Raw genomic sequence first — 12,138 nt, 5'->3', positions numbered from 1 at the left:
CTGTAATTTAAATATATATAGCATCTAACTATTTATCAATACCATATTATTTATGATTTCAATAGATGACATCTATTAAAAAGGGGTGCAATAATGGAGAAAGTGTTTCCCTATTTACCGAGGAACTTTTTTTAATCGTCTCAAATACTCATGAACTGGTCGAACGATCAAGGTAAAATTTCAGGAACTGCAAGAAATTCCGTTGGTTTTTTTGCCAATAAATTTTTAATACGTCAATTCATCGATGAAATTTGTCAAAATAATGGTTTCGCACTACGTCCAATCATTGTACTTAATACTCTTGTTGCTTTGAAGCAAATGGTAAGTATTAATAGGGTAGCAAGCATCATGCCTAAGTCATACCTAAAAAGCTTCTACAATTCTAAAAAAATCAAACAAATACCAATCGTTGACCCGATCCCACAAAAATCGGTTGGAATCGTTTATCGAAAAATGCTTTTATGGATACAACTACGAACACATTTATCAAACATTTGATTGAGACTTATAAACAATATGGGTAAAAAAACTGCAGCAGAAAGAGCGAGGAATTGTCAATTATCAACGATTCCACGCTCTTAATGTTGCATTTTTTATGTAATAAATCGTATAAATAAATAAATTTTATTGTATTTTCAGATGGTTATACCCGAAAGAGTTATTGGAGGATTTCAGGCTGTGAACCGCTTCAAAATGCAATTAGAATAAAAACGCTCATTAATTGGGGTCTAAAAGACATTAACCAATTATACGAGCGTCAATACTTAAGTTATTGAACCGACGTATACGGAACCGTACGTACGGTGGTGTGAGAGGTCGGGAGTTAATTGCTCCCTCCTACTCGATTATTACCTATTTTTATAGATTATCTTAGTATCTCTTAAACCAAATCCTCCCCTTTTAGCAATTAAGAGGAACTATAGTGATGATCCAAATGTAAACTCTTTCATTTTATGAAAGTGACCTGTTAAATATTTCAACAACCGCAAGAACCCATCTTCCTATAGAAGATCTATAGAGTTATATTTAATTTTTTTGCTAGAAAGGGTTCTAACCCTCCAATTTCTACCATTTCAATTAAATGCTCAGGTAATTTTGTCCCTTTATATTCAGTTCCTTGTGTATGATTAAAAATCTTTCCGGCCACTAAATTAATTTCAATGATATCTCCCTCTTGAATATATGAAGTATCAGACATATCTAGTACAGGAAGACCGAGATTCATGGCATTACGATAGAATATTCTAGCAAATGAATTGGCAATAATTGCACTAATCCCAAGATGTTTTAAGATTCTCGGTGCTGTTTCACGACTAGACCCTGAGCCAAAGTTGTTTCCGGCTACTAAAATATCACCCGGTCGAATTTTCTTATAAAATTCCGTATCAATTGCTTCCATTGCATGTTCAGCTTGTAGTTCAATTGGTTGACCTATATATTGTCCTGGAGAAATTATATCAGTGTTAATGTTGTCTCCATATTTCCAAACCCTACCTTTAATAATAGCGGACATTTACATAACCTCCTTAAACAGATACTTACGAGGATCTGCAATTTTACCTTCGATGGCAGTTGCTGCTACAGTAGCTGGAGATCCTAAATAGACTTCACTCTTTGGACTACCCATTCGACCTTTAAAATTTCTATTTGAAGATGACATTACCACTTCACCTTCACCTAGAACGCCACTGGTAAAACCACCACATGCTCCACAAGAAGGCATATTGATAATACAACCTGCTTCAGTCAAAATATCAAGTATTCCTTCTTTACTCGCTTGCATCCATACATACTGAGAGGCAGGTACAACTAAGCAGCGAATATTTTTAGAGACTTTATTACCTTTTAGAATATTTGCGGCGATCCGAAGATCCTCTAACCGACCATTTGTACACGAACCTAAATAGACTTGATGTACCTGGGTCCCTTCTACTGATGAAACAGGATGAACATTATCAACATTGTGTGGACATGCGACTTGAGGCACTAATTCAGAAGCATCATAATGCAAGGTCCGAATATATGTAGCATCAGGGTCAGATGTAATCATATCGATTGGATCGGTTACTCCTTTTGATCTCAAGAATTCTACTACTTTTTCATCTGGTTCAATCAGGCCAGTTTTCGCCCCTGCTTCTACCGCCATATTCGATAGAACCAATCTTTCATCGATCGATAGCTCATTGATTGTATTTCCAGAAAATTCAAGAGCTTGATAGGTTGCACCTGCGTGCCCAATATCTTTGATTGTTTTCAGAACGATATCCTTTGACGAGACACCATCAGGCAGTTTCCCATCCCACACAACTTTAATCGTTTCTGGAACTTTCAGCCAAGTCTCACCTGTGACAAGAACTCCAATCATTTCTGTAGAACCAATCCCTGTGGCAAACGCTCCTAATCCACCTGCCATACAAGTATGTGAATCAGTTCCAAGAATCAGTCTCCCCGGACGAACATGACCATGCTCAATAATCACCTGGTGACAAGGTCCTTCGAATTCATAGTAATAGGGGAGATCAAATTCTCGTGACCAGTCTCTCGTCATTTTTAAAATATTTGCTTGCTGAATCGTCGCTGGGGGTGTACAGTGATCGGAAACGACGACGACTTTTTCCTTATCAAATAATTGACCCCCTAATCGACGAAAACCCTTATCAACTAGCCATGGACCTAATAAATCGTGCATCATGGCAATATCTACTTTCACCGTAACGATTTCCCCAGCCTTCACTTTTGACTGACCGGATGCTTTAGCCAGGATTTTTTCTGACATTGTCATACCCATTCTATATCAACCCCCTGAATAATTGATTGTATTTTCTTAATTCTTTATCGATGATTTCTCTTCAACGTTTCCAATGATACCCTTGCTTGTTAATTCTTTATATTCGTCTCTACCCAATATTTTGGTGAGTACCTCTTCATTATGCTGACCAACCTTAGGTCCAACCCAATCAATCGTTCCAGGGGTTTCACTTAACTTAGGTACAATTCCAGGAACCTTTAATGTCCCTATTTCTTCCACTTTAATCTCACGAATCATTCCTCTTGCATGATAATGAGGATCATTGACAATATCTTCAATGGAATAAATCGAACCGGCAGGAACTTTTGCTTCATCCAATATGCTTAATACCTTTTCAAGATCCATGCTTTTAGTCCAATCTTCAATGGTTGAATCGAGGAAATCTGCATGATCTGACCTTAACGCGTTATTCTGATAACGTGAGTCTTCAGCCAACTCAGGCTGTCCGATTGTCTGCATTAACCGTTTAAAAATTCCATCCCCATTTGCCCCGATAACCACGTATTTTCCATCTTTACAGAGATACGTATTAGAAGGAGTGATTCCAGGCAATCTACTTCCTGAACGTTCTCGAATAACGCCCGCTCGATCATACTCAGGCAGCATACTTTCCATAACACTAAAGACGGATTCATACAGAGCTACGTCAACAAATTGTCCAATCCCAGTCCCCTTTACATCACGATGGTATATTGCCATCATGGCTCCAATCACTGCATATAGTGATGAAATCGAATCCCCAATACTTACCCCTACTCTCGTTGGTGGTCGATCGGGATCACCTGTTAAATACCGTAATCCACCCATTGCTTCCCCTATAGAACCAAATCCAGGTTTATCTTTGTAGGGACCATCTTGGCCATACCCACTTATCCGGATCATAATGATTTTTGGGTTAATTCTTTTTAAATCTTCATATCCGATTCCCCACTTTTCCAACGTACCAGGACGGAAATTTTCTATAATAATATCAATCTCACTAGCTAGTTTACGGATGATTTCTTGCCCTTCTGGTTCCCTAAGGTCTATTGAAACTGACTTCTTGTTTCTCCCTTGAACATACCACCATAAACTCGTTCCATTTTCAATAATTCTCCATTTTCTAAGTGCATCACCTTCCTTAGGATTTTCTACCTTAAGGACTTCAGCCCCAAATTCAGCAAAAAGACGTCCCGCAGATGGTCCAGCGATTAATTGTCCTAATTCTAACACCCGTAATCCTTCTAATGCTTTTGGCTTCATGATTAACCTCCTTATTTCTATGTTTGGTTTAATTCATTTATTTCATTAAATTCGGTATTCCCATCGTAAGAGACGGTACATAGGTAATAAGAAATAAAATGACGATTGAAATTACAAGGAACGGCATTAAGGATCTTGTTAGAGATTCTAACTTGATTTTTGTAATGGACGAAGCAATAAACAAACAAGTACCTACAGGTGGAGTAATTAATCCAATTGTTAGATTTATACATAAAATTACCCCGAAGTGAACGGGATCGAAAAAAATAACTTTTCTATGAAAATGTATTTCATTGAAAAGTTAAAACATTCTAAATACTACTCTGTTAAAATATTAGCTGTTTTTAATCGTACTTTGATATTTGCGTGCATGTCCGTATAACCATTCTACTGCACTATAATCATCATCATTACGGTCGCTGAACACTTTATTTCGCAAAATTAATGTAGCAGGATCACATGCGTGCATCATATTTCCAAATAATCGAGCTCCCGTTTGTACTTTTGATGTTCTCTCTGTACGCTCTTTTTCATAATATAAAAAGGCTTTCGTCACATCCTGATCGTTACTGATTACTTGTTCAATCATACGATCCGCATCTTCAATCGCTTGACAGGCTCCTTGGGCTAAGTATTGGTACATCGGATGAGCCGCATCTCCTAACAAAGTGACTCTACCTTTTGTCCACTGAGATATTGGTTCTCGATCATACATTGCCCATCTTACATCTTTATTTAAGAAACTTAATCCTCTTTTAATTAGTTCGCAACATGGTGCAAAGGCTTCCTCAAGCTCTTTTGGTGTTCCCCAGTCATCCGAATCTTTTTTATAATTTTTACTTTTAAATACAGCCACTTGGTTCAATAGTTTAGATGATCGAACAGGATATTGAATAAAATGTAAGTCTGGGCCCATCCAAATGTAAAGTTCATCTAAATTGACGAAATCGTTTACCTTTTCTATTGGTACAGTCCCGCGATAAGCGACAAAGTGATCGCTCACAGGCTCATCTACCGTAATAAATTTTCTCACTTCAGATTTGATTCCATCCGCACCTATTACGGCATCGGCTTGATATGATGTCCCATCCTGACAAATAGCAGTAGCACTTTGTTCATCAGTCTCTACTGAAATGACTCTTTTTTTCGTTAGTAGTGTAATGTTGGGTTGGCTCTGACAGGCTATTAGTAATTCATTTAACAAATCTGAGCGATGTGCCACAATATATGGATATCCAAATTGCTCTATAAAAGAGGGACCTAAATCCAATATGGACAAAGTCTCAGCAGAAATGGCATCTTTGATGATAATCCTTTTTGGTAATACAGATAATTTTTTTAGATTGACGTAAATCCCAAGTTTATCTAACACAGCTAATGCATTCGGACCTAATTGGATTCCAGCTCCCACTTCGGAAAATTCTTGCGCTCTTTCAAGAACGGTAACATCCATTCCTTCTTGTGAAGCTCTCAGAGCTAATGCAAGGCCTCCAATCCCTCCACCTGCTACTAATAAGGTGGTTCTATTCTTATAAACCATAAATCATCTCTCCCTTTTATATACTCATGCTTCGGAGTTTTATGGTAATATAGGTGTGAATATTTTCGTGATTTCTTGATAACCATCATTTAACTCCAATACTTCTTCTCTCTCAAAATCAAAAACTTCCATTATAGGTAAATCGTTAGTAGAAAATAAAATAGCTTCTTCAGTAGCCGAAGTATTGACATGTTCATGCCATACCCATGATGGGAGCGCAAAAAAGTCTCCTTCTTTCCATTCAAATTTTTCCCCATTCATCACGGTATAACCTTCACCTTTAAAGACATGATAGACATTCGTGTGTACATGTCGATGAGCTTTCCCTTTAAAACCTACTGGAAGTTTTTGCATTCTTGCACCAATCCGATTATTGGCATCTTTTCCCGTTGAAGGGTTGATATATTCAATGGCATATCCGTCATATGGATCTGGAGTAAACTCACTCAATCCGTCTAATCCTTTTTTTGTAAGATCAAATTTATACCGACCAAGTGGAGCGATGCTAGGTTTACGATCAGATATAGGTCGGATCATTCCTCCCTGATATCGCTTGGTACTATAATCATCAGGCACTTTTAACTTTTGTTGTTTTTCTGGATAAAACTCTGTAAAACACACATTCATAAACACAGTAAAGGGTACATCTAGACAATCCATCCAATAAACCGTTTCCTTGCCTAAGTTGGCATGGTCATGCCATGTACCAGAAGGTGTAATTAAGTAATCTCCTGGCTCAAAGGACATCTTTTCACCATCTACACGACCTTCTCCGCCCTTCCCTTTCATAATAAACCGTAGCGCTGTCGTCGTATGACGGTGTGCGGGTGCTATTTCACCTGGTTTGACAGCTTGTACTGCAGCATAGAGCGTTTGTGTAGCACCACCCCAACCAACTGGATCCAAGTCCTTCATACCTGGATTTATTAAAAATACTGCCCTTCTATCCGCACCCCCTCCTTCTCCTACTTCTAGAAGCTGCTCTGCTTCTTGCAAATAGCTCTCGATTAATTCTCTTTTCCATAAATAAGGAATGGGTTTCGCTTTAGGTTCAATAGTATTAAGTTGATGAATAGACGACCATAATGGTCCTAAGTTGGCTTTTTCCATCTTTTCATGAAATTCTTTTAAAGATTGATTGATAATCATAATTTTCACTTCTCGCTTTCATTATTTATTATCTACACTTACAGAAAACTCTCCAATTCGATCAATCTGAATTCGTACGGTATCCCCTTTCTCAATCGGACCCACTCCTTCAGGTGTACCCGTTGTGAGGATATCTCCTGGTTCCAATGTCATAACGGCAGAGGCAGCTTCAAAAAATTTATAACAGTCATAAATTAAATCTTTCGTATTTGCAGATTGACGTAATTCTTCATTCACCCACAAATTAATATCTAATTCATTTGGATTCCCGATCTCATCAGTGGTTACAATCCATGGACCTATTGGGGTAAAGGTATCAAATGATTTTCTCCATGGTCGATCTTCTTTTCCCCGTACAGTAATATCCATTAAAGCAAAATATCCAAAAATATATTTATGTGCTTCCGACGCAGGTATATCCTTTGCTTTTTTTCCTACTACAAAAGCAATTTCTGATTCATGATCTGTCCTTCTATTCTTAAATGGAAGTTTAATAGTATCATTCGGTCCAATAATCGAAGATGGCGCTTTCAAAAAGAAGCCTAAATTTTCAATCGTATACTCAGCATTATTAAACTGCTGATTCATTTCATCTTGATGTAGGTAGTAATTCACTGGGGCAGCCACAATTTTTCCTGGCTTTGGTATCGGTGCTTTTAAATCTACATCCGATACAGAATAACTGTTAACGGTACTGAGTTTATTTTCTATTAGTGGTTTACTATCTTCGAAGCTTTCAATCAATTCAATCAGAGATTCTTGAGGTTTGTTTTCATTCCAAGCTACGACATGACTAATATCGTAAATGACATCATTTTTTACTATACCTAGTCTGTTGTTATTAAATAAGGCTATTTTCACTGAATTACCCTCCTTATCTCATTCTGCGAGATATACATCTCATACTATAAAATAAACATAACAAAATTAAAATCTTGAGTCAATACTTTTTCTGAAAATTCTATATTTTAAGATTAATTTATATAATTTGAAATATATGCTATAATTTTTTGTTAATAGGTAACTCTGAAGGAGGTGCAATATGCGTGAAGTTAAAATGGGATCCATTCGTTCTATTGATAGAGCCATTGATATCTTACAAGTATTTGATACAGAGTATAAATTTTTTACTCTAGATGAAATTTCCAAAAAAACCAACCTCCCAAATTCTACGGTTTATCGGATATTGTGTACATTGGAGAAAAGAAGATTAATTCAATATGACCAAAAGAAATCTGCTTATCACCTAGGATTAAAGCTAGTGGAATTTGGTTTGATTGCTTCTTCCCTTTTCAATATTCAACAAGTAGCAGAAGATGAACTAATTGAGTTTCAAAATAAAACTAAACAATCCGTCATCATGGCTGTTAAATTAGAGGATGAGATTTTATATGTTTTTAGTAAAGAAAATGAACAGGGGTTAAAGTTTTCTTCAACTGTAGGCCAAAGAAGACCGATCACTTATGGATTATTAGGACCGATATTATTGGCGTTTTCTCCGCAAAGCCAAATCGATAGAGTCCTAAGTTTCCCAATTCTCCCTCAGACACCATATACTATCATTGACAAAGGTAAATGGTATCAAAAACTTGAAAACATACGGAATGAAAAAAGCTATATCGACATCAATTTTACAACTATTGGAGTTGCTGGGATTGGTGCACCTATTTTTGGCGTGGCCCAAAATGTAATAGCTGCACTTGGAGTCATGGGCCCTACTTTTCAAGTGGAGGATAAATTAGAGGAATTTAAGGAGCTAATTTTAGAAACGGTTGATAAAATATCTCGTAAAATGAGAATTAGTGAGTAACAAGTTAAAAAAGAATGAGACCTGATCTTCATTAAGTATGAGAAGAAACTATATTATTAAATAGAAGCAAGGGATCTAAAAACAGATAGGTGCCTGGCACGATCCGAAATTTGGAAGTTGTCTGACACCTGATTTTATATTTAATAAAACCATCTTTTGAATAAAAAGTCCCAAAGACAATAGTTTACAGCAGTTGATTTAATCCTTAATTTTAACAGGAGAGCGCCGCATATAGACTTTCTGAAGAACTAGATCGATTAACTTCAATAATCTTATAACCATCGTACCCATTAATAGAAAGATTGCATTCACTAATCATGTATGTTGACACTTGATTTTTCATTACTACTCATCCTTTCTTTTTGTTCTCCCAGAAGCAATATATGATGGGGAACCTTGTATAGCTTGTGTAAAAAATGTATAAAATCCCTATCATTTTCATCCTTTTCCCCGAAAAACAAAAAACACCTACAAACATTGGTATATCAACGTTTGTGGGTGTTTTATCGTTTCTCAAATAAACTCGATTTGATCAAAAAATACCGGTGGTCGGGGTCGAAATAGCCTCATAACCACTGGAGAAATGGGGTCAGTCCCAATGTCATCAACTTAAGATTTCATAAAATGTAATGGCACATTAAGTGTCATAGAATCGTAGGAAATTTACACCCATAAGGGTCCTAAATTTACTTTTTCCATTCGTTCATGAAACCCTTTTAAAGTTTTATTGATAATCATACTTGACCATTTCCCCCTTATTATTTGTAATCAACACTTACAGAAAATTTTCCAATTCTTTCAATATGAATTTGAACATGATCCCCTTTTTCAATAGGACCTACTCCTTCTGGTGTGCCCGTGGTAATGATATCGCCAGGCTCTAGTGTCATTACAGAGGAGGCAGCTTCAAAGAATTTAAAACAGTCATAAATTAAATCTTTCGTATTAGCAAATTGACGCAAATCTTCATTTACCCACAATTTAATCTCCAGTTCATTTGGGTTTGAAATCTCATCCGAAGTAACAATCCATGGACCAATTGGTGTAAAGGTATCAAATGATTTTCTCCACGGGCGGTCTTCTTTACCACGAACCGTAATGTCCATTAGAGCAAAATAACCAAAAATATATTTATGAGCTTCAGATGCTGGTATATCTTTGGCTTTTTTTCCTACAACAAAGGCTAGTTCTGCTTCATGATCTGTTCTTCGATCATAAAATGGAAGTTTAATCCTATCTTTCGGTCCAATGATAGACGATGGCGCTTTCAAGAAGAACCCAAGGTTTTCAATTGTGTATGCTGCATTATTAAACTGCTGATTCATTTCATCTTGATGTAAGAAATAATTAACTGGAGCTGCAACAATTTTTCCAGGCTTAGGTACTGGAGCTTTTAGAACAACATCTTTTAGAGGATAATTTTTAGCAAAATGTAAGGATTCCTCAATTTTAGGCTTTAAATCTTGAAAATTACTCATTAATTGGATAAGAGATTCTTGAGGTTTAATAAAATTCCAAGATACAAGATTACTAATGTCATAAATCACTTCATCTTTTACAACACCTAGTTCATTGTTATTAAATAATGCAATTTTCAAGAGACTACCCCCATTTACTTGTATGTACCTTAATGTTGCCTTTTTATGATCTAAAATTTAATACTATTTTTTATGGAATACATCGCAGAAATAAATAATATTTATTGAATTTTTAGAAAATTTTGTTTAGAATCATTTATAATAGATAAATATATAGGAGGTATATGTTTTTTGAGTACCATCCCTTTTGAAGCAAATACGTCGAGAAATATTTTAATGTCACCGAATTCCTTCCTTACGTTAAGAAATAATTTAATTAAAAATATTGGAACTTATAAAACGAATGGATTTTTATTTCATTTTGGTAAAGAAATGGGAGAGGCGGCAGCAAAAGAATATTTAGAGAATAATCCTTCCTCGAAAATACAACCACGCGGAAAAAGAACACATGTTTTATATGGTCATGTAAAAGATATTATTTATACAGAGAAAGTTAGCTGGTACCCTGATGGAAGTATTAAATATATCAACGGTGTTGGAAAATGGATAGACTCTTTTGAAGCAAGGGTACATCTTCAAAACCACGGACCATCTTCTGAATGTGTCTGCCATACAATAAGTGGATTTGTAAGCGGGGCTTTGTCGTATGAATTGGGGAAATCTGTATTAACATTAGAAACAAAATGTATTGCCAAGGGGGACCCTGATTGCGAATTTGAAATTCGCTTGGAAGAGGACTGGCACTTGGATAAAAAAGAGATGTTAACAGTTTACCAGGACAGCACCATATTATCGGAGTTAGAAATGACGTATGAAGAGCTGCTTCATCATAAAGAAACCATTGAAAAAATTTCTACCTTCCATAATAAACTCACACAAAGTGTTACAGATAGACACTCCATGGATGAGGTCATCCAGTCCGCTTATGAATTTCTATTGATTCCTATTCTGATAGAAGATATGCATGGCAATCAGTTATTGCAGTTCGGGTTTACAGAAGAACAATTGCAGCATATTAAGCAAGAGAAACAGAAGCTAAATTACGAAGAAAAAATACATAACTCCGTTTACTATAAATGTCGTAGTTATTCTAAATTAGTTTCGCCGGTACTAATTAATAAAAAACATTTTGGTACCTGCTCTTTATATTACTTTTCACCCGATCTTAAGGGTGATAATGACCACCTTTATTTAGAAATCATTTCTACTGTTACAGCTCTATACCTTTTATACGAAACCGCTCAATATGAAGAACAAGTGCGTATGAAGTTTTCTTTTTTAGACCAACTGATTCACAAACAATATCATAGCATAAAAGATTTAGAGCTTTACTTTAAATTTTTGCCTTTTAACTTTCAACCCCCGTTTTCTACGGCCGTTATCAACATTTCAAAGAAGCATAATAATGACCAATTAGTCGATTTTTATGATCAGATGTTACATTTTTCAAGACTTTTTAACCAATATACTATTCCCTCAGTCTTTGCTATTACTGGGGAACAAATTATCTTATTAAATGCTCAGCATGAACATAAGAAAGAGTTTAGAGAGAAGTTTTCAATGATCCTTAATCTGATGGAAAAACGCCATAAAAACTATCAATATTCCATCGGGGTTAGCAATACTTTTAACGATTTCGCCCAATTTGAAAGCTCCTTAAAAGAAGCTAGGATCGCACAAAAATTCCCAAACAAGCAAAGGAATACGAGTTACGAAGATTTAGGAATCCTCGGTGACTTTGTTACGAACATGAGCATAAAGCAGCTTCATGAAATGGCAAAGAATATGTTAAAGGACTTATATGATTTTCAAAATCCTAAAAAGAAGGATCTACTGTATACCTTATACAGATATTTATCAAACGGACAAAAATTAAAAGATACGATGGAAGAACTTTCATTGTCTATTGGAGGGATCCAATATCGAATTAAGCAAATTGAGGCAATCATCGAAAAAAATTTAAAAAATGCCTCTAACGCCGCCTATCTCTTATTAGTGATTGAAGCGCTGATTTTGCTGGGTGAATTGCAGTTCGAGGAATAGTGCATAA

At 35.9% G+C, this 12,138-nt stretch carries 11 protein-coding genes; 3 read left to right on the top strand and 8 right to left on the bottom strand.

Annotated features, from left to right (window positions below):
• The first annotated feature begins 150 nt into the window (after positions 1-150).
• Positions 151-498, top strand: coding sequence for a LysR family transcriptional regulator substrate-binding protein (locus tag AC3ANL_RS12230; protein ID WP_488329473.1), 348 nt, complete (start codon positions 151-153; stop codon positions 496-498).
• Positions 499-1,012: 514 nt separating this feature from the next.
• On the opposite strand, the gene AC3ANL_RS12225 is transcribed toward AC3ANL_RS12230, so the two are convergent.
• The 7 genes from AC3ANL_RS12225 to AC3ANL_RS12195 all read right to left on the bottom strand — a co-directional run bounded on the left by AC3ANL_RS12225 (position 1,013) and on the right by AC3ANL_RS12195 (position 7,601).
• Entirely contained in the window at positions 1,013-1,513 is a 501-nt protein-coding gene (locus AC3ANL_RS12225; protein ID WP_488329472.1) for a LeuD/DmdB family oxidoreductase small subunit, read from the bottom strand.
• Entirely contained in the window at positions 1,514-2,788 is a 1,275-nt protein-coding gene (locus AC3ANL_RS12220; RefSeq protein WP_488329471.1) for a 3-isopropylmalate dehydratase large subunit, read from the bottom strand.
• 36 nt (positions 2,789-2,824) lie between these two features.
• A complete protein-coding gene (locus AC3ANL_RS12215) occupies positions 2,825-4,051 on the bottom strand; it encodes a CaiB/BaiF CoA transferase family protein (protein ID WP_488329470.1) in 1,227 nt (408 codons plus the stop codon).
• A 37-nt stretch (positions 4,052-4,088) separates the two neighbouring features.
• Entirely contained in the window at positions 4,089-4,259 is a 171-nt protein-coding gene (locus AC3ANL_RS12210) for a TRAP transporter large permease subunit (RefSeq protein ID WP_488329714.1), read from the bottom strand.
• Between the two features lie 126 nt (positions 4,260-4,385).
• Positions 4,386-5,591 carry an FAD-dependent monooxygenase gene (locus tag AC3ANL_RS12205; protein ID WP_488329469.1) on the bottom strand — a complete coding sequence of 402 codons (1,206 nt, stop codon included), beginning with the start codon at positions 5,589-5,591 and terminating at the stop codon, positions 4,386-4,388.
• A 39-nt stretch (positions 5,592-5,630) separates the two neighbouring features.
• Positions 5,631-6,740: a cupin domain-containing protein gene (locus tag AC3ANL_RS12200; protein ID WP_488329468.1), complete on the bottom strand. Its 1,110-nt coding sequence runs from the start codon at positions 6,738-6,740 to the stop codon at positions 5,631-5,633.
• A gap of 21 nt (positions 6,741-6,761) precedes the next feature.
• A complete protein-coding gene (locus AC3ANL_RS12195) occupies positions 6,762-7,601 on the bottom strand; it encodes a fumarylacetoacetate hydrolase family protein (protein WP_488329467.1) in 840 nt (279 codons plus the stop codon).
• 181 nt (positions 7,602-7,782) lie between these two features.
• Here AC3ANL_RS12195 and AC3ANL_RS12190 point away from each other — a divergent pair, with 181 nt between their 5' ends.
• Positions 7,783-8,550 (top strand): IclR family transcriptional regulator, encoded by a 768-nt coding sequence (locus AC3ANL_RS12190; RefSeq protein WP_488329466.1) that lies wholly within the window; start codon positions 7,783-7,785, stop codon positions 8,548-8,550.
• A 758-nt stretch (positions 8,551-9,308) separates the two neighbouring features.
• Here the strand turns inward: AC3ANL_RS12190 and AC3ANL_RS12185 are convergent.
• Positions 9,309-10,148, bottom strand: a complete 840-nt coding sequence (locus AC3ANL_RS12185; protein ID WP_488329465.1) for a fumarylacetoacetate hydrolase family protein — start codon at positions 10,146-10,148, stop codon at positions 9,309-9,311.
• A 171-nt stretch (positions 10,149-10,319) separates the two neighbouring features.
• On the opposite strand from AC3ANL_RS12185, the gene AC3ANL_RS12180 reads away from it, so the two are divergent.
• Positions 10,320-12,131, top strand: a complete 1,812-nt coding sequence (locus AC3ANL_RS12180; RefSeq protein WP_488329464.1) for a V4R domain-containing protein — start codon at positions 10,320-10,322, stop codon at positions 12,129-12,131.
• Positions 12,132-12,138 lie beyond the last annotated feature (7 nt).

It is taken from the genome of Neobacillus sp. DHD-1R, from assembly GCF_057747995.1.
The sequence above is the reverse complement of the archived record's forward strand: the minus strand, read 5'-3'. Positions and strand labels throughout refer to the sequence as shown.

Coding starts and splice junctions, on each gene's coding strand:
- AC3ANL_RS12190 (WP_488329466.1), top strand. CDS start 7,783: ATGCGTGAAGTTAAAATGGGATCCATTCGTTCTATTGATAGAGCCATT.
- AC3ANL_RS12200 (WP_488329468.1), bottom strand. CDS start 6,740: ATGATTATCAATCAATCTTTAAAAGAATTTCATGAAAAGATGGAAAAA.
- AC3ANL_RS12215 (WP_488329470.1), bottom strand. CDS start 4,051: ATGAAGCCAAAAGCATTAGAAGGATTACGGGTGTTAGAATTAGGACAA.
- AC3ANL_RS12225 (WP_488329472.1), bottom strand. CDS start 1,513: ATGTCCGCTATTATTAAAGGTAGGGTTTGGAAATATGGAGACAACATT.
- AC3ANL_RS12205 (WP_488329469.1), bottom strand. CDS start 5,591: ATGGTTTATAAGAATAGAACCACCTTATTAGTAGCAGGTGGAGGGATT.
- AC3ANL_RS12220 (WP_488329471.1), bottom strand. CDS start 2,788: ATGGGTATGACAATGTCAGAAAAAATCCTGGCTAAAGCATCCGGTCAG.
- AC3ANL_RS12230 (WP_488329473.1), top strand. CDS start 151: ATGAACTGGTCGAACGATCAAGGTAAAATTTCAGGAACTGCAAGAAAT.